General features: G+C 70.3%; 26 protein-coding genes. 11 read left to right on the plus strand and 15 right to left on the minus strand.

Going from position 1 to position 22,360, the window contains the following annotated elements:
• The 3 genes from msrB to CSC65_RS07210 all read left to right on the plus strand — a co-directional run.
• Positions 1–442, plus strand: a 442-nt coding sequence (gene msrB, locus CSC65_RS07200) for a peptide-methionine (R)-S-oxide reductase MsrB (protein ID WP_162409884.1), incomplete at its 5' end; no start/stop codon positions are given.
• A gap of 73 nt (positions 443–515) precedes the next feature.
• The gene (locus CSC65_RS07205) at positions 516–890 is read left to right on the plus strand and encodes a YciI family protein (protein ID WP_162409885.1); all 375 of its coding nucleotides are present in this window, start codon (positions 516–518) and stop codon (positions 888–890) included.
• Between the two features lie 131 nt (positions 891–1,021).
• Positions 1,022–1,795 (plus strand): hypothetical protein, encoded by a 774-nt coding sequence (locus tag CSC65_RS07210; RefSeq protein ID WP_162409886.1) that lies wholly within the window; start codon positions 1,022–1,024, stop codon positions 1,793–1,795.
• A 15-nt stretch (positions 1,796–1,810) separates the two neighbouring features.
• Here CSC65_RS07210 and CSC65_RS07215 read toward each other — a convergent pair whose 3' ends face one another.
• The 9 genes from CSC65_RS07215 to CSC65_RS07255 all read right to left on the minus strand — a co-directional run bounded on the left by CSC65_RS07215 (position 1,811) and on the right by CSC65_RS07255 (position 8,404).
• Entirely contained in the window at positions 1,811–2,188 is a 378-nt protein-coding gene (locus CSC65_RS07215; protein ID WP_162409887.1) for a hypothetical protein, read from the minus strand.
• 141 nt (positions 2,189–2,329) lie between these two features.
• Entirely contained in the window at positions 2,330–3,100 is a 771-nt protein-coding gene (locus CSC65_RS07220; protein ID WP_162409888.1) for a LytR/AlgR family response regulator transcription factor, read from the minus strand.
• Positions 3,093–4,358, minus strand: coding sequence for a sensor histidine kinase (locus CSC65_RS07225; RefSeq protein WP_162409889.1), 1,266 nt, complete (start codon positions 4,356–4,358; stop codon positions 3,093–3,095). Before CSC65_RS07225 ends, CSC65_RS07220 begins: the two co-directional genes overlap by 8 nt.
• A gap of 153 nt (positions 4,359–4,511) precedes the next feature.
• Positions 4,512–4,829, minus strand: coding sequence for a hypothetical protein (locus CSC65_RS07230; protein ID WP_162409890.1), 318 nt, complete (start codon positions 4,827–4,829; stop codon positions 4,512–4,514).
• A 117-nt stretch (positions 4,830–4,946) separates the two neighbouring features.
• The gene (locus CSC65_RS07235; protein WP_162410062.1) at positions 4,947–5,426 is read right to left on the minus strand and encodes a DUF421 domain-containing protein; all 480 of its coding nucleotides are present in this window, start codon (positions 5,424–5,426) and stop codon (positions 4,947–4,949) included.
• Between the two features lie 104 nt (positions 5,427–5,530).
• Positions 5,531–6,718: a BaiN/RdsA family NAD(P)/FAD-dependent oxidoreductase gene (locus CSC65_RS07240; RefSeq protein ID WP_162409891.1), complete on the minus strand. Its 1,188-nt coding sequence runs from the start codon at positions 6,716–6,718 to the stop codon at positions 5,531–5,533.
• An 8-nt stretch (positions 6,719–6,726) separates the two neighbouring features.
• Positions 6,727–7,281 carry a YaeQ family protein gene (locus CSC65_RS07245; RefSeq protein ID WP_162409892.1) on the minus strand — a complete coding sequence of 185 codons (555 nt, stop codon included), beginning with the start codon at positions 7,279–7,281 and terminating at the stop codon, positions 6,727–6,729.
• A gap of 201 nt (positions 7,282–7,482) precedes the next feature.
• Entirely contained in the window at positions 7,483–7,938 is a 456-nt protein-coding gene (locus CSC65_RS07250) for a PA2169 family four-helix-bundle protein (RefSeq protein ID WP_162409893.1), read from the minus strand.
• A gap of 256 nt (positions 7,939–8,194) precedes the next feature.
• Entirely contained in the window at positions 8,195–8,404 is a 210-nt protein-coding gene (locus CSC65_RS07255; protein ID WP_162409894.1) for a hypothetical protein, read from the minus strand.
• Positions 8,405–8,719: 315 nt separating this feature from the next.
• Between CSC65_RS07255 and CSC65_RS07260 the strand changes: the two genes are divergently transcribed.
• A complete protein-coding gene (locus CSC65_RS07260) occupies positions 8,720–8,962 on the plus strand; it encodes a DUF3297 family protein (protein ID WP_162409895.1) in 243 nt (80 codons plus the stop codon).
• Positions 8,963–8,977: 15 nt separating this feature from the next.
• Here CSC65_RS07260 and CSC65_RS07265 read toward each other — a convergent pair whose 3' ends face one another.
• Complete coding sequence (locus CSC65_RS07265) at positions 8,978–9,661, minus strand: hypothetical protein (RefSeq protein ID WP_238390313.1); 684 nt, start codon at positions 9,659–9,661, stop codon at positions 8,978–8,980.
• A 466-nt stretch (positions 9,662–10,127) separates the two neighbouring features.
• Between CSC65_RS07265 and CSC65_RS07270 the strand changes: the two genes are divergently transcribed.
• Together CSC65_RS07270 and CSC65_RS07275 are read left to right on the plus strand one after the other, a co-directional pair.
• Entirely contained in the window at positions 10,128–12,551 is a 2,424-nt protein-coding gene (locus CSC65_RS07270; protein WP_162409897.1) for a PAS domain-containing sensor histidine kinase, read from the plus strand.
• A 23-nt stretch (positions 12,552–12,574) separates the two neighbouring features.
• Entirely contained in the window at positions 12,575–12,946 is a 372-nt protein-coding gene (locus CSC65_RS07275) for a response regulator (RefSeq protein ID WP_162409898.1), read from the plus strand.
• A 22-nt stretch (positions 12,947–12,968) separates the two neighbouring features.
• On the opposite strand, the gene fabV is transcribed toward CSC65_RS07275, so the two are convergent.
• The 3 genes from fabV to CSC65_RS07290 form a co-directional block, all read right to left on the minus strand.
• Positions 12,969–14,174: an enoyl-ACP reductase FabV gene (fabV, locus tag CSC65_RS07280; RefSeq protein WP_162409899.1), complete on the minus strand. Its 1,206-nt coding sequence runs from the start codon at positions 14,172–14,174 to the stop codon at positions 12,969–12,971.
• A gap of 275 nt (positions 14,175–14,449) precedes the next feature.
• Positions 14,450–15,286 carry a class I SAM-dependent methyltransferase gene (locus CSC65_RS07285; RefSeq protein ID WP_162409900.1) on the minus strand — a complete coding sequence of 279 codons (837 nt, stop codon included), beginning with the start codon at positions 15,284–15,286 and terminating at the stop codon, positions 14,450–14,452.
• A complete protein-coding gene (locus CSC65_RS07290; protein ID WP_162409901.1) occupies positions 15,283–16,104 on the minus strand; it encodes a class I SAM-dependent methyltransferase in 822 nt (273 codons plus the stop codon). The genes CSC65_RS07285 and CSC65_RS07290 overlap by 4 nt, the downstream gene beginning before the upstream one ends.
• Positions 16,105–16,355: 251 nt before the next feature.
• On the opposite strand from CSC65_RS07290, the gene CSC65_RS07295 reads away from it, so the two are divergent.
• Both CSC65_RS07295 and CSC65_RS07300 read left to right on the plus strand, forming a co-directional pair.
• Positions 16,356–16,904 carry an OsmC family protein gene (locus CSC65_RS07295; RefSeq protein WP_162409902.1) on the plus strand — a complete coding sequence of 183 codons (549 nt, stop codon included), beginning with the start codon at positions 16,356–16,358 and terminating at the stop codon, positions 16,902–16,904.
• Positions 16,905–16,906: 2 nt separating this feature from the next.
• Positions 16,907–17,890 (plus strand): AraC family transcriptional regulator, encoded by a 984-nt coding sequence (locus tag CSC65_RS07300; protein WP_162409903.1) that lies wholly within the window; start codon positions 16,907–16,909, stop codon positions 17,888–17,890.
• Positions 17,891–18,033: 143 nt separating this feature from the next.
• Here CSC65_RS07300 and CSC65_RS07305 read toward each other — a convergent pair whose 3' ends face one another.
• Complete coding sequence (locus CSC65_RS07305) at positions 18,034–19,269, minus strand: MFS transporter (RefSeq protein WP_162409904.1); 1,236 nt, start codon at positions 19,267–19,269, stop codon at positions 18,034–18,036.
• A gap of 151 nt (positions 19,270–19,420) precedes the next feature.
• Here CSC65_RS07305 and CSC65_RS07310 point away from each other — a divergent pair, with 151 nt between their 5' ends.
• Positions 19,421–19,993 (plus strand): dihydrofolate reductase family protein, encoded by a 573-nt coding sequence (locus tag CSC65_RS07310; protein WP_162409905.1) that lies wholly within the window; start codon positions 19,421–19,423, stop codon positions 19,991–19,993.
• A 15-nt stretch (positions 19,994–20,008) separates the two neighbouring features.
• On the opposite strand, the gene CSC65_RS07315 is transcribed toward CSC65_RS07310, so the two are convergent.
• Positions 20,009–20,782: a DNA-formamidopyrimidine glycosylase family protein gene (locus CSC65_RS07315; protein ID WP_425501321.1), complete on the minus strand. Its 774-nt coding sequence runs from the start codon at positions 20,780–20,782 to the stop codon at positions 20,009–20,011.
• Between the two features lie 115 nt (positions 20,783–20,897).
• Between CSC65_RS07315 and CSC65_RS07320 the strand changes: the two genes are divergently transcribed.
• On the plus strand, positions 20,898–21,503 hold the full coding sequence (locus CSC65_RS07320) for an acyl carrier protein phosphodiesterase (RefSeq protein ID WP_162409906.1): 606 nt from the start codon (positions 20,898–20,900) through the stop codon (positions 21,501–21,503).
• 68 nt (positions 21,504–21,571) lie between these two features.
• On the plus strand, positions 21,572–22,243 hold the full coding sequence (locus CSC65_RS07325; protein WP_162409907.1) for a glutathione S-transferase family protein: 672 nt from the start codon (positions 21,572–21,574) through the stop codon (positions 22,241–22,243).
• The last annotated feature ends 117 nt before the right edge of the window (positions 22,244–22,360 follow it).

Raw genomic sequence — 22,360 nt, forward strand, 5'->3', positions numbered from 1 at the left:
GCCCACCCCTGCCCAACAGGAAACGCTGGTCGCCGGACTCTCGCAGGACGAGCGCCGGGTACTGCTCCAGCACGGCACCGAGGCGCCGTTCTGCGGCGTGTTCCTCGACAACAAGACCGAAGGCATCTACTGCTGCCGGCTGTGCGGGCTGCCGCTGTTCCGCTCCAGCACCAAGTTCGACTCGGGCACCGGCTGGCCCAGCTTCTTCGCGCCGTACGACGAGGCGCACATCGGCCGCATCCGCGACAGCAGCCACGGCATGGTCCGCGTCGAGATCGTCTGCGCGCGCTGTGGCAGCCACCTGGGCCACGTGTTCCCGGATGGCCCGCCGCCGACCGGTGAACGGCACTGCCTGAATTCGGTCTCGCTGGCGTTCGTCGAATCCGGCCAGCCATTGCCCGATCCGCTGCACCGCGGCGGCGCCGAAGCCACGACCGCCTGACGCGCGCGCCGCCCGCATCCATGCCGACGGACGCGGTTACCATGTCGGTCCCGCACGCCGAGGACTGCCGCGCATGAAGTACCTGCTGCTGGTGTACATCGACCCGGAACTGCTCGACGCCGTTCCCGCCCAGGACTACGACAGCGAGATGCGCCAGTGCATCCGCCACGCCGACACGTTGCGTTCGCAGGGCACGATACTGGGCTTCAACAAGCTCGAAGCGCCGAAGCAGGCACGCACCGTGCGCGTGCGCGAGGGCCGCACTGCCATATTCGACGGCCCGTTCGCCGAGACCAAGGAAGTGCTCGCCGGCTACAACCTGATCGAGGCCGACTCGCTGGAAGAGGCGGTGAAGCTGGCCGGGCAGTTCCCCTGGGCGCGCTACGGCAGCATGGAAGTGCGCCCGGTGGCCGACATGGAGGCCGAGCGGGTGCGCGTCGGCGCCTGATCGGAAGGCACGCGCTGGTGCGCCGCATCGATGCGCGCCGGCCGCTCGTGATGGACGGGTGAGCACCGGGTTCACGCAGCCTGCGCGTCCTGCGCTCTAGCGTCCGCGCATCATTCCCGCGGATATCCCACATGCGCCTGCTCGTCCTGCTGTTCGCCCTCGCCATGCCCGTGGTGTCCTGGCTGTCGCAATCGGGCGCGTTCGGGCCGGACAACGGCACCATCTCCGACCGCTACCCGACCTTGCTGGTCGCCGCCGGTTACGCGTTCTCGATCTGGGGCCTGATCTTCCTGCTCGACGTGGTGTATGGCATCTGGCAGGCGACCGGCCGACGCCGCGCGGATCCGCTGCTGGACCGCATCGCCCCGGCCACCGCGGCCGGCTTCGCCCTCACCGCGCTGTGGATGCCGCTGTTCTCGCAAGGCCTGTTCTGGCTGTGCCTGCTGGTGATCTTCGGCGCACTGGCCAGCCTCGCGTGGGCCGCGCTGCAACTGTCGCGCGCCGCGCCGGTCGAGGGCGGCCGCCTGTGGGCGTGGCTGCCGCTGTCGCTGCACGCCGGCTGGCTCTCGCTGGCGGCCTTCCTCAACCTGGCCCAGGTGGCGCTGGCCTATGGCTGGACCCGGCCGGAGGCGCAGCTTGGCGCCAGCCTGCTGCTGTTCGCGATCGCCGCGATGGTGCTGCTGGAACTGAATCGCCGCATGCGCGGCAACCCGGCCTACGTGGCGGCGGCGCTATGGGGCCTGGTCGCGGTCTGGATGAAGCAGTCGCAGTCCACGCTGCCCGGCGCGCAGACCGCGGCCTGGGTGGCCGCGCTCATCGCCGCGATCCTGCTGCTGCAGACGGTGTGGTTGCGCTGGCAGCGACCGCGCGGCCTGGTCGCCGGCGACGTGCGGACGCTGCCCTGAGCGCGCCGCGGCCCCTCAGCCGCAGCCGCTCGCGTCCTGCATCGTGACGCAATGATGGAAGCCGGCCGGCAGGCCCTCGACCTGCCGGCGCTTGCCCACCGCCAGGGCGAACACATCCAGCGTCTCGCGCCTGCAGTCACTGTCCGCCGGCTGCGCCTGTCCTTGGGCGACGGGCGCGGGCGTCGCGCAACGTTCTTCGTAGATCCGGTAATGGCAGTCGCCGCTGGCGCTGGCGAAGCATTCGAAAGTGGCCACGCCATCGACCAGCGTGGTCTTGCTGAACAGCGTCTCGGCGCCATTGTCCGCGACGCGGGTGATGCTGGTCGTGCTCGAGCGGGGATCGCAGCCGAACAGGGACAGCAGGCACGACAGCACGGTGGTCAGGAATCGCATGGAACACCTCGCAGCGCGGGACGGGCGGCGCGCAGGGGCGCGCGGACGGAACAGCCCGGATGTCGGTCACGGCTCGGCATCCGGCAACCCCCGTGGATGTGGAAAGGCGACCCACGGTCGCAGCGGCATGGAGGCGCCGCGTCACATTCCCCTGAACAGGGCCATGAACGGCACGCTGACCGGCAGGGTTTCGCTGCGCCCCTTGAGGCGCAGGGTGCCCTTGCCGCTGTCGTCGCGGACCACCGACGCCACCGCCTTCAGGTTGACGATGGTGGAGCGGTGGATCTGGCGGAACTGGTGCGGGTCGAGCGCGTCCAGCAGTTCCTTCAGCGGCGTGCGCAGCAGCGATTCACCGTCCGCGGTGACCACCACGGTGTACTTGCTGTCGGCGCGGAAGTAGGCGACGTCGTCGAGCATGATCAGCCGGGTTTCGCGGCCGCTGTTGGCCGTGATCCAGGCCAGCGGCGGCGCGGTGGACGGCTCGGCCGGGCGCTGCGCCAGGTGGCGCAGCAGGGTATCCAGCGCGGCCGGGTCCGGGCGACCAGCCGCCGCGCGCGTCTGCAGGCGCTGCACGGTGGCCTGCAGCCGCTCGCGCGTGATGGGCTTGAGCAGGTAGTCGACCGCACCCTGCTCGAAGGCATCGATCGCGTACTGGTCGTAGGCGGTGACGAACACCACCTGGGTGCGTGGACTGACGTCGGACAGCGCGGCGGCGACCTCGATCCCGGTCAGGCCCGGCATGCGGATGTCCAGGAAAGCCACGTCCGGCTTGTGCTCGGCGATGGCTTCCAGGGCGCTGGCGCCGTCTTCGCACTCGGCCACGATGCGCAGGCCCGGCCAGACCTCGCCCAGCTGCAGCAGCAGCGATGTGCGCAGCAGTTCCTCGTCCTCGGCGACGACGCAGTCAAACATCACGGCGCTCCTCTTTTCCGGCGGCGGCGACCGTGGCCGGCAGCGGCAAGGTCAGGGTGGCGGCCACGCCGCTGGGGAAGTTGGACACGATCGAGAAGGCCGCGCGCTCGCCATAGGTCAGGCGCAGCCGTTCGCGCAGGTTCTGCAGGCCGATACCGGTCCCGCCCGTGCTGGTGCCGAAGCCCTGGCCGTCGTCGGCGACGGTGATCGTGGCCTGGCCATCGAAATGCCGCGCCAGGATCCACACGGTGCCGCCGCCGGGCTTGGGTTCGAGCCCGTGCTTGATCGCGTTCTCGACCAGGGTCTGCAGCATCATCGAAGGCAGCTGCAGCGCCTTCAGTTCTTCGGGCACTTCGACCTTCAGCTCCAGGCGCGCTCCCATGCGGATCTTGAGGATCTCCAGGTAGGCGCGGGTGCGTTCGAGTTCCTCGGCCAGGGTGGACAGGGTGTCGTGTTCGCGCGGCAGCGAGCGGCGCAGGTACTGGATCAGGTGGCCGAGCATCTCGTCGGCACGCGGCGGATCGGTGCGCGCCAGTACCTGGGCGTTGGCCAGGGTGTTGTAGAGGAAGTGCGGTTCGACCTGGGCCTGCAGCAGGTTCAGGCGTGCGACGTTGAGCGCGTTGTCGGTGGCGCTGCGCTCGGCCTGGGCCTGTTCTCCGCGGCGCTGCTCGGCGACCCGTCGCGACACCGAGCGCTGCAGGGCCTCGGCGTTCTCGTAGCTTGTGCCTTCGTCGAGTGCGAACAGGTCGACCCAGTGCGGCGCATCCGGTTCGCACAGCAGGGTCGCGCTGCTGGTGCCGTCGCCAGGCACGACGGTGGCCAGAACCCGGTCGCGGGTGATCGCGAAGCGCGCCAGCACGTTCCAGCGCGAAGGCTGGGTGCCGCCGAGCGGATCGGTGCGGCGCACCTTGGCCCGCACCTGCAGGCTGCCGCGCGAGGCCTCGATGTCCTCCACCCGCGGCAGTTCACGCACCGCCGCCTCGACCAGGTCGAACGCGGCGCCGGCGTCCAGCGGGACCTCGATCCGGCGCTGCTGGTGGTTGCTCAGCACCGCCGCGTCCAGGCGTCCCGCGGCGAGCCGCACCCGTCGCAGGTGGGTGACCGCGCCGAGCATCGCCAAGGTCATGGAGCCCAGCGCCAGCAGCCAGAAGATCGGACCCTCGTTTCCGAACAGGCCATTCCAGACGATGCCTGCAAGCAGGATGGCAACGGCCCAGGCGAAGAGGATGCGCAGGATCAGGAACAGGCTGGCGGACACGCGGGCACCGGTGGGTTATCAGGTGCCGCGGAGCATAGCCGTCCGCGGTGCGCCGGCAACCCCGCCCGCGACGAAACCGGGTATGGGCCGACGAAACCCCGTCGCGCCCGGCCCGGACGCACGCGCGACGTGCCGCCGCCCGGCGTCGCGCGCTCAGGCGGCGCTCGTCCTCCCGGCAGCGGCCTCGATCCGGGACCAGGCCTGGGAGAACACGGTGCCCGCTTCTTCCTCGGTGAGCACGCTGGCGGCAACGTCATCGCGCCGCAGGTACAGGTGCAGGGCCTCGCCCCGCGCCGCACGCGGGTGGTTGAGGTAGACGTCGTACGCCGCGCTGAGCACGGGCCAGTAGCGGGCGAAGCTACGCATCGCGCGTGCGCGCGGCAGGCCGTGGTAGCGCTTGCGCCAATGTTCCCGCTCCCGGTCGATGTCTATCACCACCGCGTGCCGCGGTGCCGGATACCCGTCGTCCATTGCCTGTTGCCTTGCTCGATGCCGGCGCGTGCGCCCGCGGATGACAACCCCTGTCGCACGAGCATTCCATCCACGGCGTCGCCTGCCGGTGAAATGCGACGCGAACGACTGAAGGATTCAGGGCTTATCGCGCTGGATGATCGTGATCGCGCCCGATGTTTCGAGCACGGCGATCGCGATCTTCGCATCGTCGTCGCACTCGGACTTGCGCTTGGCACTCTCGAAATCGGCGCGGCTCACGTTCTCGCGGCGAAGCACCCGCAACAACACTTCGCCATCGCGCGCCAGCACGACCGGCTCGCCCTCGATCCAGCGGTCTGCGCGCGCGCTGCGCGCGGTCAGGAAACCCACGCTCCAGTTCAGTCCAAGCAGGGTGGCGGCCAGGATCAGGCCGCCCAGCAGCGACACGTCCTCGCCGATCAGCGAGTTCTGCACCGCATTGCCCAGCAGCACCACCAGCAGCAGGTCGAAGGGCGTGAACTGGCCGACCGTGCGCTTGCCGGTGAGCCGCACCAGCACCAGCACCGCGGCGTAGACCACGACCGCGCGCAGGACGAATTCCCACCACGGCATCGACATCTCGAACAGGCTGTGCAGCATGACGGCTTCTCCACCGCGCCGATCGCGGCCGCGCCCATTGGCCGCCGCGCAGCGTCAACCGCCGGTGAACACATCCACTCCGCGCGCGAGGGGGCGCTGGATCACACGGCCTGGCCGGCCGCGTGCCCCGAGGCCCAGGCCCACTGGAAGTTGTAGCCGCCCAGCCATCCGGTCACGTCGAGGACTTCGCCGATGAAGTACAGGCCGGGCACGTGCCGCGACTGCATCGTGCTGGAAGACACGCCGTCGGTGTCCACGCCCCCCAGCGTCACCTCGGCGGTGCGGTAGCCCTCGGTGCCGCTGGCCACCAGCGGCCATTCGCCCAGCAGTGCGGCTGCGTCGCGCAGTTGCGGCGGGTCGTACTGGCGCATCGGCCGGTTCGGCAACCAGACCTCGCACAGGCGCTGCGCGAAGCGGCGCGGCAGGACTTCGGCCAGCACGGTCTTCAGCTCGGCGTCCGGCCGCGACTTCTGCTGCGCACGCAACCAGTCCTCCACGTCGCGACCCGGCAGCAGGTCCAGGCGCAACTCGTCGCCGGGCTGCCAGTAGGAGGAGATCTGCAGCATCGCCGGCCCGCTGACGCCACGATGGGTGAACAGCAGCGCTTCGCGGAAGGCCTGTCCGTTGCAGCGCGCCTCGACCTCCAGTGCGACGCCGGACAGGTCCTGCAGGCGTTCCTGGTGCTTGCCGCTCAGGGTCAGCGGCACCAGTCCTGCGCGCGTGGGCAGTACCGCATGGCCGAAGCGGCGCGCCAGCTCGTAGCCGAAGCCGCTTGCGCCGAGGCTGGGGATCGAAAGCCCGCCACTGGCCACCACCAGCGCCGGCGCGGCGAAGGCGCCCTGCGCGGTGCGCAGGCGGAAACTGCCATCGTCGCCGGGTTCGACATGCTCGACCTCGCAGTGGGTGCGGATCTCGACGCCGGCCGCGGCGCATTCGTCCAGCAGCATCTTCACGACCAGCTTGGAGGACACGTCGCAGAACAGCTGGCCGAGGGTCTTCTCGTGCCAGGCGATGCGGTGCCGCTCGACCAGGTCGAGGAAGTGCCAGGGCGTGTAGCGGGCCAGCGCCGACTTGCAGAAATGCGGGTTGGCCGACAGGTAGTTGGCGGGCGTGGTCCCGGTGTTGGTGAAATTGCAGCGCCCGCCGCCGGACATCAGGATCTTCTTGCCGACCTTGTTGGCATGCTCGACCACGAGCACGCGCTGGCCACGCCCGCCGGCGGTCATCGCGCACATCAGCCCGGCGGCGCCTGCGCCGATGACGACGACGTCGTAGTGCTGTACGCCCATCCGCGGGGTCAGGCCGCCTGCGCGCCCATGCGCGCGACCGGCTGCAGCACCACTTCGCTGCCGTCGGCTTCGAGCAACCGCACTTCGCCGTCCTGGATCATCACGGTGAACCTGAGGCCGCGCGCGTACCGGGCGACCAGCGCTTCGAGCTGCGCTTGCGGCAGGTCGAGCACGACGAGGTTCTCGTGCCGGGCCAGGGCCCGGGCGTTCTTCTCCCACCACAGGTCGGCGGCACGACCGCCGTAGTTCAGCACGACGACCTCACGCGCCCGGCCGCAGGCCTTGCGAACCCGCGATTCGTCCGGCTGGCCGAGGTCGATCCAGCGCTCGACCTGGCCGGTGTAGTCGCGCTGCCACAGGTCGGGATCCTCGTCGTTGCTCAGGCCGCGCCCGAACTCGAGCCGCTCGTCGGCGTACAGCGCGAACGCCAGCAGCCGCACCATCAGCCGCTCGTCGGTCTCGGACGGATGCTGGGCCAGGGTCAGCGGGTGGGTCGCGTAGTAGTGGCGATCCATGTCGCTGATCTGCAGTTCGGCACGGACAACGGTGGCCTTGAGCGCCATGCGGGATTCCAGGGGTTGCGTTGCGGCGCCGGATCGCGCGCCGGTCAGGCGCGGGGCGCCAGCGGACGCGCATGATACGCCCGCGCGGCGGACACGGTGGGAATCGGACGGGGGCACGGCACAGCAAGCGCACCGGCGCACGCGAACAGGGCCTGCCGGAACGGATCCGGCAGGCCCTGTTTTTCCGCGTTTTCGCCGCGGTCAGGCGGCCGACTTCATCGCCTGCTTGCGGTTGCGCATCACGTCGTGGCAGGACCGCACCTCCGGCAGCAGCCGCGCGGCCGCGTCACGCGCGGCGGCGGGGGTGTCGGCATCGGCGACGACCTCGTCGAACGCCTTCAGCAGGCGATCCTCCGATTCCTCCAGTTCGGAAACATAGGCGTACTTGGTATCGCCCAGACCGGCGCGAACGTTGGCGTACACCTGGCGCATGCTGCCGACCATCGTCCCGTCCGTATCGGGCTTGCCGCCGACCGCCTGCACGGTCGCCGACAGGGTGCCGACGATGTCGGCCTTGACGGCGGCCATCCGCCGGAACAGCGCCGAGAGCTCGGCGTCTTCGACCTTGCCGGCCGCTTCGCTATAGAACTCCTGGCCATCGCGCGAGATCGCGATCAGGTCGTTGAGGCTGTGCTCGGTCTTCTTCTGCTGGTTCATCGCTTGTGTCCTCGCCTCGTCGGGCATGTCGGCGCGGCGACCGGGGCAACGTGGCTCCAGGGTCTTCGCCCTGTTTTCGGACGCCGCGCAATGGTGATGTTCGTGCCTCGTTGCTGTCGAACGATGCTGGCGCAGGCGCGATAAAACGACCGTGAGCTGCAGGCGAACGCCGCGTGAGCAAGGCCGAGGTTCAGATGCACCGGATGGCGCCGCGAATGGCCTCGAAGTGGTTCCGCGACGCGGAGGACGTTGCCGCTCAGCCTTCGAGCACGGGCACGCCCTCATCCTGGAATGCCCAGTGGCGGGCGCTGGCGCGGCGCGTCGGCTGGGCATCGCGGTAGGCGCGCACGCGTTCCTCGTTGGTGAACACATCCGGCTCGGTTCCCGGCGGCGTGTGCTGGATCGAAAGGAACGCAAGCGGGCCGAAGCCCGCGATCGAAGCGGCGATGCTGGCGACGTTCTTCATGGTGTCCCCTCGTGATGTCCCGTTTCACGGTCCGGCGGTCCTGCACGGTCCCGGCTGCCACTCCGCGATACCGTGGCGTCGTGCGTGCAGCGCACGATCCTTCCGCGTTTCGACGAGGCTGCAATGGACGCCGCGAAACGCCAGTGAAGGCCTGGTGCCTACCGGGATGCGCCCGATGCCCGGCCCCTGCGCGCCGCCGACTCCCGTTTCCAGCACGAACGCAGCGCCGATGGCCGACAGGCCATGCCGCGGCTTGACGCGAGAGGTATGCTTGCCACCCCGCCGGCGCCGCCGGCACGCCTGCATTGCACTCCGATGAGCGATACGCCTCCCGACCGCCTGGCCATGGATCCCCGCAGCCCGTTCCACGACGCGGCCCTGCTCGATCGTGGCGTGGGCATCCGCTTCAACGGCCAGGAACGCGACAACGTCGAGGAATACTCGGTAAGCGAGGGCTGGATCCGGGTCCAGGTCGGCCGCTCGCGCGATCGACGCGGCAACCCGATGACGATCAAGGTCAAGGGCACGGTCGAGCCGTACTTCATCGAACCGGCCTGATCCGCACCTCGCGATTCAGCCGCCGCACCCGGCCATCTGCCGGTCGGCATGCCATAGCGCGCGCCTCGCCAGGTCGTAAGCGCTGTTGGCGGCATTGGGCAGCATGTGTTCCGCACGCACCGGGTCGGCACCGCGTGCATGCGCGGCTTCGACCTTCTGCAGCTCATCCAGGTGCAACAGCAGCGGCTGCATCAGCCGCTTCAGCCGTGCGCGGTCGCAGTGCCCGTAACTGGCCTCCAGGGCCGCGACCTGCTCGCGGATGCGCCGGCTCGCTTCGCCCTCCAGCCCCGGTGCCGGCACGTAGCTGATCGGCGCCGCCTTGTAGGCGTCGCCGGTGGCCTCGCTGCCCAGGTCGGCGCCGCGCTCGTGGCGTGCGGGATTGAACCGGACCTCCGGCGATGGCCGCGCGGTCGCGTGCTTGATGTCGGCCCCGAACAGGAACTCGGCGATCTTGCGCTGCGCCCGTGCGATCTTCTGCGCGGCCACGTCGGCGATGTCGCCGTCGCTGACCCAGTCCTTGGCGAACCTCGTTTCCCGTGACTGGACCGGGTTGGGCCGTTGCAGCAGGCGCGCGGCCGCATCGTCCGCACCCTCGGTCTTTCGCGCGACCGCACCCGGCGGCGGCGCCGGGGCCGTGGTCCAGCGGTCGGACGTCGTGGCCGGCAGCTGCAGGCGGCCATCGGGGCCATACAGGTCCATGGCGAGCGGTGCAGGCCCCGGATCCGGCGCGCGCGGGCCGGGCGATGCGACCGTCGCATGCGCGGCCGGCGACGCTGACCTTGCCGACGGACTGGCCGGGCGCATGGGCTCGGACGCGGGCGTCGAGGGCGTCCCTGCAACGGGTGGGCGCACGGAGAAGACAAGCTGCACCCGTGGCCCATCCGTACCCTCCGCGCCAACCGGGCGCGGCAGCCCAACCAGCAACCTGCCAGCCAGCGCGAGCACCAGCGCGGCGCCGCCCAGCGCGACCACGCGCGGCAGCAGCTCGTCGTGCCGATCCGGTTTCCGTGCCCTGGCCACGATCGGCAATGCGCGTCCTGTTTCCCTGTCAGGCCCCGGATGACCCGCGGGGCGAGGGCAAGTTCCCGACACCGGCAGCGCCACCCTCACCCTGTTCATGCGCCGGATATGCCAGCATCGCCCGACCCTGCCCGACACCCGTGCGATGCCCGACACCGTCGCCTCCTCCCTTGCCGGCACCGAATTCCTGCGTGGCGGCGGGATCATGGCGCGACGCATTGCGGAGCACGACTGGTCGCGCCACCCGCTCGGCCCGCCCGCGCACTGGCCGGGCGAGTTGAAGACCACGCTGTCGATCCTGCTCGGCGCCCGCCACCCCATGTGCGTGGGCTGGGGACCGCAACTGCTGATGTTCTACAACGATGCGTATATCTCGGTGCTCGGCAGCAAGGAGCCCACGGCGCTGGGTGCGCCATTGCCGCAGGTCTGGCACGAGCTGTGGGACGAGATCCGCGGCATGGCCGAAACCTGCATGTCCGGGACCGCGACCTGGGTCGAAGACATGTACCTGCGGATCGAGCGCAGTGGCGTCCCCGAGGACTCCTGGTGGACGTTCACCTACACGCCGGTGCGCGATGCCGGCGGCATCGTGGTGGCGATGCTGGCGCTCACCCAGGAGACGACCCGGCGCGTGCTGACCGAGCGCCGGCTGGCCAGCGAGAACCAGCGCCTGGCGCGGATGTTCGAGCTGTCGCCGACGTTCATGGCGATGCTGCGCGGGCCGGGGCACCGCTTCGAGTTCGCCAATTCCAGCTACCTGCGCGTGGTCGGCGACCGTGACGTGATCGGCAAGACGGTATCCGAAGCACTGCCCGATGCCGCCGAGCAGGGCTGGATCAAGGTGCTCGACGAGACGTACGCCTCCGGCGTGCCGTTCGTGGCCAACGACGCGGTCTTCCTGGAACAGGCCACCGCCGGGGGGCCGGTCACCGAGCGCCACCTGGATTTCGTCTACCAGCCCGTGCACGCCAGCGACGGCAGCGTCGACGGCATCTTCGTCACCGGGGTGGACGTCACCGCGCGGGCGCGCAGCGAGGCTGCCCTGCGCCGGCGCGAAGCCGAGCTGCAGGCGCTCAACGAAGACCTGGAACAGCAGGTCGCCGAGCACGTGGAAGAACGTTCGCTGACCTGGCTGGTCACCCCGGACATGCTGGGCGTGCTCAACCGCGATGGCGTGCTGGAGAAGACCAACCCGGCCTGGCAGCGCGCACTGGGCTGGACCAGCGCCGAGCTTGCCAGGCATCCGGCGCGCGAACTGGTCCATCCCGACGACCTGGCGGCGGTGGCGGAGGCGCGGACTCGGCTGCATGCCGGCGAACCGTTGCTGAGCTTCGAGTGCCGGATGCGGACCCGCGACGGCGACTACCGCACCCTGTCGTGGGTCGCCTCGCCCGAAGGCGGCAAGTTCTACTGCAGCGCGCGCGACGTGACCGACATGAACGCCTCTCGGCGCGCCCTGGCGGACTCGCAGGCACAGCTGCGCAGCCTGTTCGAGACCAGCCACCAGCTGCAGGGCAGGGTCGCGCTCGACGGCACGCTGGAGGATGCCAACCGCACCGCGCTGGACGCGATCGGATGCGACCTGGACGACGTGGTCGGACTGCCCGTGTGGGAAACACCCTGGTTCAACGCCACGCCCGGCATGCCCGAATGGATGCGCGATGCCTTCCTGCGCACGCGCGCCGGCGAGGTGGTCCGCGAGGAACTCACCATGCAGCTGCCGAACGGCCTGCGCACGTTCGACCTGTCGATGCGCCCGCTTTACGACGCGGCCGGCGCGATCAGCGCGGTGATCCCCGAAGCGCTGGACATCACCAGCCGCCGGGTCGCCGAAGACGCGCTGCGCCAGTCGCAGAAGCTCGAAGGCATGGGCCAGCTGACCGGCGGCATGGCCCACGACTTCAACAACCTGCTGACCCCGATCATGGCGGCGCTTGAACTGGCGGAGGATCCCGGCGTGCGGCCGGAGCGGCGCAGCCGCACCCTGACGGTGGCGCGGCAGTCGGCCGAGCGCGCGGCGATGCTGGTGCAGCGCCTGCTCGCCTTCGCCCGGCGCCAGCCCTTGCAGGCGGTGGAGGTGGATATCGGCGTGCTGGTGGAGGGCATCGCCCAGCTGCTGCACAGCAGCTTCGATCCGCGCATCCGCATCGTCACCGGCATCGAACCGGGGCTGGCGCATGCCCATGCGGACGCCAACCAGCTGGAGATGGCGCTGCTCAACCTCGGCGTGAACGCACGCGATGCGATGCCCGAGGGCGGCACGCTCACGCTCGGCGCACGCGGTGTCGCACTAGAGTCGGGCCAGGACGCGGCCCTGCCCCCGGGCCCGTACGTGGTGATCTCGGTCGCCGATACCGGGCTGGGCATGGATGCGGCCACCCGCGCACGCGCGATCGAGCCGTTCTTCACCACCAAGGGCATCGGCAAGGGCACCGGGCTTGGGCTGTCGATGGTGCACGGCCTGGCATCGCAGCTCGGTGGCCGGCTTCGGATCGACAGCACCCCGGGGCATGGCACCACGATGGAACTGTGGTTGCCGGCGGCCCAGACCCTGCGACATCCCGGATAACAACAAGAAAGAAGGAGTCGGTTATGGCATCGATCGCACCACCCCCCCGCGGGATCGCCCTGGTCGTCGACGACGATCCGGGCGTGCGCATGTGCACGGCCGACGTGCTCGTCGACATGGGCTACGAGGTCGTGGAGGCCGAAAGCGCCGAGGAAGCGTTGCGCGCGCTGGATCGCGGCGTGGCACCGGCGTTGATGGTCACCGACCACCTGATGCCCGGGATGACCGGTTCGGCCCTGGCGCGCGAGGTCCGCGCACGCCACCCGCAGACGCCGGTGATCGTGGTTTCCGGCTACACCGACGTGGAACTGGACCCGGGCCTGGTCCTGCTGGGCAAGCCGTTCCGGCTCAAGGAACTGCGCGATTGCGTGGAGTCGGCCACCGCGCGCGGCTGAGCCGGCGCGGCAGCCGAAAGCCTCACTCGGCGGTCAGGTCGACCACGTCGAAGTCCGTGACCGGATCGACGTCGGCGTCGTAGTCGACGTCGTCGCGCTCGAAGCCGAACAGGGTCAGGAAGTCGTGCTTGTAGCTGGCGTAGTCGGTCAGCTCGAACAGGGTCTCCGAGGTCACCGTCGGCCACAGGTCGCGGCAGGCCTGCTGCACGTCGTCGCGCAGTTCGCGGTCGTCCAGGCGCAGGCGGTTGGAGTCGTCGGTCGCCGGCGGATCGGTCGCGTACAGGTGTTCGCGGAAGGTGCGGTCGAGCTGCTCGATCGTCCCTTCGTGCAGCCCCTTCTCCTTCATGATCCGGTACACGATCGCGATGTACAGCGGCATCACCGGGATCGCGGCGCTGGCCTGGGTCACCACCGACTTGAGCACGGTGACGTTGGCCTGGCCGCCGCCGGGCTTGAGCGCGGCATCGATCGCGTGCGCGGCGCGGTCCAGGTCTTCCTTGGCCTTGCCCAGCGCGCCGTGCCAGTAGATCGGCCAGGTGATCTCGGTGCCGATGTAGCTGAAGGCCACGGTCTTGGCGTCGGCGGCGAGCACGCCCGCCTTCGACAGCGCGTCGATCCACAGCTCCCAGTCCTGCCCGCCCATCACGGTGATGGTGTCGGCGATCTCCTGCTCGGTGGCCGGCTCGACCGTGGCCTGGATGATCTGGTCGCGGTTGGTATCCACCGCGGTCGCCTGGTAGGGCTGGCCGATCGGCTTGAGCGACGAGCGCTTCAGTTCGCCGGTATCGGGCATGCGCCGCACCGGCGAGGCCAGCGAATAGACCACCAGGTCGATCGGCCCGCCCATCTCGCGCGCCAGCTCGATGGCCTTGTCGCGCACCTCGTTGGAGAACGCGTCGCCGTTGATCGAACGGCTCCACAACCCCGCTTCCTTGGCGTAGCGGTCGAACGCGGCCGAGTTGTACCAGCCCGGGTTGCCGGTCTTCTTTTCCGTACCCGGCTTCTCGAAGAACACGCCGAGGGTGGCGGCGCCGTAGCCGAACGCGGCGGTGATGCGCGCGGCCAGGCCGTAGCCGGTGGATGCGCCGATCACCAGCACCCGCTTCGGGCCGTCGGTGCGCACGCCCTGGGCCTGCACGTGGTGGATCTGGTCCAGCACGTTCTTCGCGCAGCCCACGGGATGGGCGGTGGTGCAGATGAAGCCTCGGACTTTGGGATGGATGACCACGCGGACTCTCTCGGATGCGGGGGGAGCGCGGGCGCGCGGGCGCCAGCGGAGCGGCACAGTCTAAGTCCAGCGACCCGCAAACGACCCTTCTGGGGCGTATGGAAAACCCGGCGAACCGCGCCGGCGGGTGCCAGCGCGCGCTTGCACGACAGGCCGGTCGCCGGTTTCGGCGCCGGTGGACCGGCCGACGCGGCGGAACAGGCCCTGCGCGGCGCTCCGGATCCGGTGCCCCGGCAGGAGCGGGGTTGTGCCTCCGGCGCCGGCCACCGGACCGGCTACGCCATCGCGCGTGGTTTGCTCGCGAGCATGACCGTGAATTCCCCCGGCATGCGGTAGCCCTGCCCCACCCGCCACGGGCTGATCGCCTGCAGGTACCGCCGCCGTACGCGTCGTCGCACCGGTTCGTCGAAACGCGACCAGGCCATCGCCACCGGGCCGCCGACGAACGCCGCGTCGCACGCTTCCGCACCGTCGGCATATTCGAGTACCGATTCGATCCTTTGCTCGCGGATGTCTTCGAAACCCAGATCGGTGGCCAGCTGCGTCAGCGCGCCCTGCGCGCCCAGCTGGAAGAACAGCGGGCACACGTCGCTGTTGACCTCCGCATCCACGATCGGGAACACCACCGACCAACCACAGCGCGCGCGCTCGCCCCACACGACCACCGCCAGGCGGCCGCCGGGACGCAGGACGCGGAACAGTTCGCGCAGCGCAGCGACCGGATCGGGCATGTACATCAGGCCCAGCGCGCAGTAAGCCAGGTCGTAGCTGTGGCCGGCGCATGACAGCTGCTCGCCATCCATGCGCGCGAAGCGCACGTGCTCCAGCCCCAGCACTGCCGCCCGTTGCGTGGCCGAGGCGACCATCGCCTCGGATATGTCCACGCCCTGCACCGAGCCGCTGCAACCGACCTGTTCGGCGGCGGCGAATGCGACCAGGCCGGTGCCGCTGGCGACGTCCAGCACCGCTTCGCCCGGCATCGGCGCGGCGAGCGCCAGCAGGCCCAGGTGCGCCGGCGAGAGCTGGCGCTGCCACAGCGGCTCGTACCGGTCCGCGGCAAGGTCCCAGCCGTAACGCTGGATGCGCCGCTGCAACCGCTCGTGCAGGCTCATCGGCGCGTGACCACGATTTCCAGGTATTCGCTCGGCAGCACCAGGCCGGCACCGCCACCCTGGTCCATCCGCTCCATCAACGCGGCCAGGTCGGCGCGCAGGTCCGCGGCCCGGTCCGCCGGAAGCGCCTGGAATGCCTTCTGCACCGGGCCATACCAGGTGCGGAACACGTCGATCATGTGCGCGGCGGACCGGTAGCGGAAGTTGAACGTGCGCGGAGTCGCCACGATGGCCGCGGCGCGATCGCCGAACAGCGCCTGCAGGTGTTCGCGCGTGCCCCAGCGCGAGGGCGGCTGCACCCCGGCCGGCGGCGGCAGGTGCTTGCCCAGCACCTTGAACATCTGGCCGATGAATCCGTCCGGCGTCCAGTTGGCCATGGCGATCCTGCCGCCGGGGCGGCAGACCCGAGCCAGTTCGTCGGCGGCGCGCGCGTGGTCGGGCGTGAACATCACCCCGAACGTGGACAGCACGACGTCGAAGCTGGCGTCGGCGAACGGCAGCGCTTCGGCATCGGCTTCCTGGATCACGACGTCCAGCTGTTCGGCTTGGGCACGGGCGCGGCCCAGTTCCAGCAGCGAGGGCACGTAGTCGGTCGATACCACGCGCCCGCCGCGGCGCGCGGCCGCCAGGGTGGCATTGCCGTTGCCGGCGGCGACGTCGAGCACGCGCTCGTCCCAGCGCAGGTCGACCGCTTCGGCCAGGGTCTCGCCGACGATCTGCAAGGTAGTGCCGACTACCGCGTAGTTGCCGCTGGACCAGGCGGCCTGCTGCCGCTGCTTGACCGCGGCGAGGTCGGCGGGGGCCGCGGGGGTATCCATGACTGCATTCATCACGTTCGTTCCGTTTGGGGATTCAGGGCGCACAGGCTGGCGCGCGGACCCGGGGTCGGTCCTGACCCCACGTCCGCGGGACTTGCCACACCGTCCGCCGGCGAGGCCGGGGAAGCACCCGGTTTACCCGACGACCTGACTTGCTTGCCCAGCGTCCGGGGCATGACCGGATGGCGGATGCCGGCGCGTTCTTGCGTTCACTATCCGTCGCCGCATGCGGCACTACGGAGCCAGCCGGTATGAACACCGCCACAGACGCCATCGCCCAGGCCATGCAGCGCGCCGTGGACGTATTCACCCGGCGTCCGCAGCAGGGGCTGCACGACGATGCGACCGCATACGCGTCGTGGCAAGGCGGCACCCGCGTGGCCGCTTCGCACGAGAACGGAACGCGGATCGACACCGACATGCCGCGCGAACTGGGGGGCAGCGGCGATCGCGTCTCCCCCGGCTGGCTGTTCCGGGCCGGCATCGCCGCCTGCGGCGCCACGGCCATCGCGATGGTGGCGGCCAGCCAGGGTATCGAGCTGGAGCAGCTGGACGTCCACGTCGGCAGCCGCTCCGATGCGCGCGGCCTGCTCGGCATGCGCGACGGCGCGGGCGATCCCGTGCCGCCCGGCGCCATCGGGTTCACCATCAACGTGCGGATCCGCGCGAGCGCGGTCGACGACGCGCGCCTGCGCGCCCTGGTCGACGAAGGCTTGCGCCGCTCGCCGATGCAGGATGCGATGCTGCGGCATCCGCCGCTGGACGTGCAGGTCCAGGTCGGTGCGGAGCAGGCCGCCTGACGATGGATGCACTGTCGGAAATCCTGGGCGTGGTGCAGCTGTCGGGTGCGTTCTTCGTCAACGCCCGCTTCAGTGCACCCTGGTGCTACCAGTCGCCGGCCGCCGCAAGGGCCGCGCCATGGCTGGACCCATGCGCCGAGCAGGTCGTCATTTTCCACCTGATCACCGAGGGTGAATGTCTGGTCGAGATGGAGGGCGCCGAGCCGCTGCCGGTACGGACGGGCGACGTCCTGCTTTTCCCGACCGGTTGCGCGCACAGGATGGCCTCCGAAGCGGGCCTGCCGTCGCCACGACGCGAGGCGGACCTGGAGCGGCTGCTGTCCAGCCGTCCGCGCCGGCTGGCCTACGGCGGCGGTGGCGCAGCCACGCGCATGGTGTGCGGCTACCTGGCCTGCGATGTGCGACTGGCCAGGCTGCTGTTGAACGGATTGCCGCCGGTCGTGCAGGTCGGACTGCGCGGATCGGCGGCGGGCGCGTGGCTGGAGTCATCGGTGCACTACGCACTGGCCGAAGCCCGCACGCCGCGGGCCGGCAGCGCCGGATTGCAGGCCAGGCTCGCCGAGCTGCTGTTCATCGAAGTGCTGCGCCAGCACGTCCACAACGAAGAGACGCGCGGCGGATGGCTGGCGGGGCTCGGCGACCGCATCGTCGGCAACGCGCTGAACGCCCTGCACCAGCGCCCCGGACACGAATGGTCGCTGGCCGAACTGGCACGCGCGGCCGGGACCTCGCGCACGGTGCTGGCCGAGCGCTTCCAGCAGCTGGTCGGCACCTCGCCGATGCAGTACCTGACCCAGTGGCGGATGCTGATGGCGGCGAACCTGCTCCGCCGCGGAAACATCCCGCTCTCCCGCGTCGCCGAGGAAGTGGGTTACCAGAACGACACGTCCTTCAGTCGCGCCTTCCGCCGCGAGTACGGCCAGCCGCCGGCGGCGTGGCGTCGCACCACTTTCCAGCAGGGCATTGCCGCCAACGCGGCGCCCTGAGTGCCGGTGGCGCGTGCCGCGTGTCCTGCCCGGCATCCCGCTGTGCGACGGAGCCCGTGCAGCGGGTGCTTTCGCTTTCCGAACCGACCGCGTCGTGGCGCCGCTGGCCAACGCCAATGCTCCGCGCGTGCGTGGCCAAGGCCTCAGCGTGCGCCGGGACAGGCCTGCAGGCGTTGCGACCGCGTGCGCGCGGCCCATGCGTAGATCCCCAGCCCCGCCACCGCCGTGGACGCGCCGACCCAGCCGGTCGAAGTCCAGCCGAATCCGGCACTGATCGCCATGCCGCCCAGCCACGGACCCAGCGCATTGGCGGCGTTGAACGCGGCGTGGTGCGAAGCGGCGGCCAGGGTCTGCGCCCCGTCGGCCACGTCCATCAGGTGCGACTGCAGGATCGGGCCGAGCGCGCCCATCATGCCGATGCCCACCGTGGCCAGCAGCAGGCTCCACGGCTGCTGCGCGGCCAGCGGGAACAGCAGCAGCATGACCACCGCCCAGCCCAGCACCACCGGGACCGCGCGGAACTGCAGGCGGTCGAACAGCCAGCCGCCGAGCATGTTGCCGATCACGCCGCCCAGGCCGAAGCCGGCCAGCCCCAGCGGAATCCAGGCCGAAGCGACGCCAGTGACCTCGACCATGGTCGGAGCGAGGTAGCTGAACACGCTGAACATGCCGGCGAAGCCAATGGCACCGATCAGCAGCGCCTGCCACACCGGCAACCGGTTGAACGCCCGCAGCTCGTCGAGGGGCCGCTCGCGCGGGGCCTCGACCGCGGCCGGCAGCGACAGCGCGATCAGGGCCACCGAGGCCAGCGCGATCACCGCGACCGCCGCATAGACCCAGCGCCAGCTCGCCAGCAGGCCGACCCAGGTGGCCAGCGGCGTGCCGACCAGGATCGCCAGGGTCAGGCCGAGCATCACCAGGCTGACCGCGCGACCGCGCGCTTCGGGGGGACTGATCGACACGGCGGTCAGCGCGGCGACGCCGAAGTACGCGCCATGCGGCAGGCCGGCGATGAAGCGGAACAGCATCAGGCTGCCGTACTCCGGTGCCAGCGCGCTGGCCAGGTTGCCGGCGGCGTAGAACCCCATCAGCGCCAGCAGCAGGATCTTGCGGTTCAGTGCGCCGCCCAGGATCGCCAGCAAGGGCGCCCCGACCACCACGCCCAGCGCATAGGCGCTGATCAGGTGTCCGACCTGCGGTTCGCTCACGCCCAGCGAGGCGACCAGGTTGGGCATCAGGCCCATGCCGGCGAACTCGCCGGTGCCGATGGCGAAGCCGCCGAGAGTCAGGGCGGCCAGGACCAGCGTGTACCGGGCGCGGCTCAGGGAAGGCGTCGCCAGCGCCGGTACGGACGCCACGGGGAGGGGGGCGGAAGACATCGGCCTATTATGCTGCGATGCAACAAGGCGGCATAGCCCGGCCCACGGCACGCCGGCGTCCTGTTCATGCAACAACGGCGGTGTCGATCCGGGCGCCGCGAGGCCGTCGGAATCCCGAGGGCAGATCGCCCGGGACCGCAGCGAGGACGGCATGGGCAAGGTGATCGTGGAGCAGATCGTCAGCATCGACGGTTACGCGGAGGATGCGGACGGCGGCATCGGCTTCTTCGCCGACGCGCGCGAGATCAACGCCGCCGATGCCGAGCAGCTGCGGATGCTCGGCCAGGTCGGCGCCATCGTGCTGGGCGCGCGCACCTACCGGATGTTCGCCGACTACTGGCCGCACGCCGACCCGGAGGTCGAACCGGTTGCCGCGCCGATCCGCGACCTGCCCAAGTTCGTGGTGTCCTCGACCCTGGCGCAGGCGCCGTGGGGCGACGACCAGGCGGCGACCCTCCTGCGTGGAGACGGTGTCGCCGCGGTGCGCGGCGTGCGCTCGCGCATCCCGGGCGACCTCATCGTCTGGGGCAGCCTGACCCTGGCCGACGCGCTGCTGCGTGCCGGCGAGGTCGACGTGCTGCGCTTGCGCATCGTGCCGGTCCTGCTCGGCCGCGGGCGTTCTTTCGCACCACCGGGCACCGCCGGGCGCACGTGGTCGCTGGCGCAGGCGAAGGCGAAGGCATTCGATGGCGGGCTGCTCGTGCTCGAATACCACGCCGCCTGAGCGCCGAGCGAGCCCTCACTCGCGCGGATACAGCCGCTGGCAATGCTCGCAGAAGAACGCGCGACGCTTCGCCACTCCCAGGTGCTTGCGGTAGGCGAGGCGGTGCCCGTCGCGCGGGCATACGGTACGGGTGTGGACCTGGTAGTGCTGGCGCAGCACGTAGGCCTTTTTCCAGTGCAGGAAATCGAAACTGTATTCCCGGGCCTGGGTGACCAGCTCGCCCAGCTTGCGCGGCGGCAACGCCCCGACCCGGCTCTCCGGATGCACACGGATGCGATGCAGCACTTCGTTCTTGATGATGTTGCCGACGCCGGCGAACACCTGCTGGTCGAGCAGCGCATCGGCGGCCAGTGCCTGCGGTCGCGCGCGCAGCTTGCGGCGCGCCTGCGCCGGGTCCCAGGCATCGTTCATCACGTCGGCGGTCCAGTCGTAGGCCGCGTCGAGCGGACCCTCGATGAACTTGACCGAACACGCGTAGAAGTTCAGCTCCGAGCCATCCTCGAATTCCAGGCCGACCCGCGGCGCGACATCCCTGCGTTCGTTGATCCGGTAGCTGCCGTACAGCATGAGGTGGACGCGCAGGTTGAAGCCTTCGAACCGGACCAGGAAATGCTTGCCCCAGCTGTGCACGCCCAGCACGCGCTGGCCGGCCATGCGCTGGATTGGCTCGCGGCTGTTGCCATGCACGTGGCGCACCGTGCGCCCGGCAAAGCCGGCCGCCTCTTCCTTCAGGATGACGATGGAAGGACCTTCGGGCACCTGCGCAGTATCGATCGCGCCGGTGAGCATGCCGTCAAGCGGCAGGCCGTCGCTGCATCCGGCGGCGCGCGATGACGGCGGTCCATGGCGGCGTGACACACTGGCCGCATCGCCGGCGGCGTGCCGGCGTCCGCACCTTTGCGCGATGAACTACCTGGCCCACCTCTACCTTGCCCGACCCGACCCGGAAGCCATGCTCGGCGCGTTGCTGGGCGACTTCGTGTTCGGCCGCGCCGCGCTGCAGGATTACAGCCCGGTGGTGCGGAGCGAGATCCTGGTCCATCGCCGGGTCGACCGCTACACCGACGACCACCCGCTGGTGGTCGAGGCACGCGGCCTGTTCGCCGGTGACCTTCGCCGCTATGCCGGCATCGCCCTGGACGTGTACTACGACCATTGCCTGGCCCGCGACTGGTCGCGCTACAGCGACACGCCGCTGGACGCCTTCACCTCGCGCTTCTACCGCTACCTGCTGGCGCGGCTGGACGACCTGCCGCCGCGCCTGGAGGCCATCGCCCCGCGCATCGCCGCGCACGACTGGCTGGGTTCGTACCGCGACCGCGACAGCGTCGACCTGGCCGTGACCCGCATCGCCACCCGCCTGTCGCGCAATGGCGAGCGCCTGGTCGCCTGCCTGGACGACCTGCGCCGGCACGAAGCGCGGATCGCCGCGGGCTTCGACGCGTTCTTCCCGCAGCTGGTCGGCTACGTGCAGGCACTGCGCGCCGATCCTGGATTCGCCGCGGACTGACCGCGGCGACTGTCGATCCGCCGGAGGCCCCTTCGTCGTCCATCAGAAACCTGCCCACGAGCCGAGCCATGACCCTCGCCCTCTACGCCCATCCGTTCTCGTCCTACTCCCAGAAGGCGCTCATCGCCCTGTACGCGAACGGCATCGCATTCGAGTACCGCAACCTCGAAGATCCCGCGCACCAGCAGGCGCTGGAAACGCTGTGGCCGATGAAACGCTTCCCCGTCCTGGTCGACAGCGCAGCCGAAGCCGGCACGCAGCCGGTGATCGAGGCGACGGCGATCATCGAGTACCTGCACGTGCGCCATCCCGGCCCGGTACGGCTGCTGCCGGACGATCCGCTCGCGGCCGTGCAGGTGCGCATGCTCGACCGGTTCTTCGACAACTACGTCTCCACCCCGCAGCAGAAGCTCGTGTTCGATGCGATCAGGCCGGCAGCCGATCGCGATGCATACGGTGTCGGCGAAGCGACGCGCATGCTCGACATCGCTTACGTCTGGCTGGAGCGCCACCTGGCCGATGGCCGATGCTGGGCGACCGGCGATACCCCGAGCCTGGCGGACTGCGGCGCAGCCCCGTTCCTGTTCTATGCGGACTGGACCTACCCAATTCCGCACGGGCTTGGCCTCGTGCATGCCTATCGCGCCCGCTTGCTAGCCTGGCCCGCGTTCGCGCGCGCGGTCGACGAGGCACGCCCCTTCCGCTCCTATTTCCCGCTCGGCGCGCCGGACCGCGACTGAGCTGGCGGGCGCGCACCGGACGGGCGCGAGGACGCCACTCCAGTTACCGCCGCAGGCACCGGGGCGATCGTAGTAGCGCCTGGAAACGTCGCGCGCGAGCTTCTTGCTGCAGCGCAG

Source organism: Pseudoxanthomonas daejeonensis (genome assembly GCF_010093205.1).
Lineage (GTDB): Bacteria > Pseudomonadota > Gammaproteobacteria > Xanthomonadales > Xanthomonadaceae > Pseudoxanthomonas > Pseudoxanthomonas daejeonensis.

What these genes read in the sequence shown, in the direction of transcription:
- CSC65_RS07205 (WP_162409885.1), top strand. Translation starts at nt 516, where the DNA reads ATGAAGTACCTGCTGCTGGTGTACATCGACCCGGAACTGCTCGACGCC.
- CSC65_RS07210 (WP_162409886.1), top strand. Translation starts at nt 1,022, where the DNA reads ATGCGCCTGCTCGTCCTGCTGTTCGCCCTCGCCATGCCCGTGGTGTCC.
- CSC65_RS07215 (WP_162409887.1), bottom strand. Translation starts at nt 2,188, where the DNA reads ATGCGATTCCTGACCACCGTGCTGTCGTGCCTGCTGTCCCTGTTCGGC.
- CSC65_RS07220 (WP_162409888.1), bottom strand. Translation starts at nt 3,100, where the DNA reads ATGTTTGACTGCGTCGTCGCCGAGGACGAGGAACTGCTGCGCACATCG.
- CSC65_RS07230 (WP_162409890.1), bottom strand. Translation starts at nt 4,829, where the DNA reads ATGGACGACGGGTATCCGGCACCGCGGCACGCGGTGGTGATAGACATC.
- CSC65_RS07240 (WP_162409891.1), bottom strand. Translation starts at nt 6,718, where the DNA reads ATGGGCGTACAGCACTACGACGTCGTCGTCATCGGCGCAGGCGCCGCC.
- CSC65_RS07245 (WP_162409892.1), bottom strand. Translation starts at nt 7,281, where the DNA reads ATGGCGCTCAAGGCCACCGTTGTCCGTGCCGAACTGCAGATCAGCGAC.
- CSC65_RS07250 (WP_162409893.1), bottom strand. Translation starts at nt 7,938, where the DNA reads ATGAACCAGCAGAAGAAGACCGAGCACAGCCTCAACGACCTGATCGCG.
- CSC65_RS07255 (WP_162409894.1), bottom strand. Translation starts at nt 8,404, where the DNA reads ATGAAGAACGTCGCCAGCATCGCCGCTTCGATCGCGGGCTTCGGCCCG.
- CSC65_RS07260 (WP_162409895.1), top strand. Translation starts at nt 8,720, where the DNA reads ATGAGCGATACGCCTCCCGACCGCCTGGCCATGGATCCCCGCAGCCCG.
- CSC65_RS07265 (WP_238390313.1), bottom strand. Translation starts at nt 9,661, where the DNA reads ATGGACCTGTATGGCCCCGATGGCCGCCTGCAGCTGCCGGCCACGACG.
- CSC65_RS07270 (WP_162409897.1), top strand. Translation starts at nt 10,128, where the DNA reads ATGCCCGACACCGTCGCCTCCTCCCTTGCCGGCACCGAATTCCTGCGT.
- CSC65_RS07275 (WP_162409898.1), top strand. Translation starts at nt 12,575, where the DNA reads ATGGCATCGATCGCACCACCCCCCCGCGGGATCGCCCTGGTCGTCGAC.
- CSC65_RS07285 (WP_162409900.1), bottom strand. Translation starts at nt 15,286, where the DNA reads ATGAGCCTGCACGAGCGGTTGCAGCGGCGCATCCAGCGTTACGGCTGG.
- CSC65_RS07290 (WP_162409901.1), bottom strand. Translation starts at nt 16,104, where the DNA reads ATGGATACCCCCGCGGCCCCCGCCGACCTCGCCGCGGTCAAGCAGCGG.
- CSC65_RS07295 (WP_162409902.1), top strand. Translation starts at nt 16,356, where the DNA reads ATGAACACCGCCACAGACGCCATCGCCCAGGCCATGCAGCGCGCCGTG.
- CSC65_RS07300 (WP_162409903.1), top strand. Translation starts at nt 16,907, where the DNA reads ATGGATGCACTGTCGGAAATCCTGGGCGTGGTGCAGCTGTCGGGTGCG.
- CSC65_RS07305 (WP_162409904.1), bottom strand. Translation starts at nt 19,269, where the DNA reads ATGTCTTCCGCCCCCCTCCCCGTGGCGTCCGTACCGGCGCTGGCGACG.
- CSC65_RS07310 (WP_162409905.1), top strand. Translation starts at nt 19,421, where the DNA reads ATGGGCAAGGTGATCGTGGAGCAGATCGTCAGCATCGACGGTTACGCG.
- CSC65_RS07315 (WP_425501321.1), bottom strand. Translation starts at nt 20,782, where the DNA reads ATGCTCACCGGCGCGATCGATACTGCGCAGGTGCCCGAAGGTCCTTCC.
- CSC65_RS07320 (WP_162409906.1), top strand. Translation starts at nt 20,898, where the DNA reads ATGAACTACCTGGCCCACCTCTACCTTGCCCGACCCGACCCGGAAGCC.
- CSC65_RS07325 (WP_162409907.1), top strand. Translation starts at nt 21,572, where the DNA reads ATGACCCTCGCCCTCTACGCCCATCCGTTCTCGTCCTACTCCCAGAAG.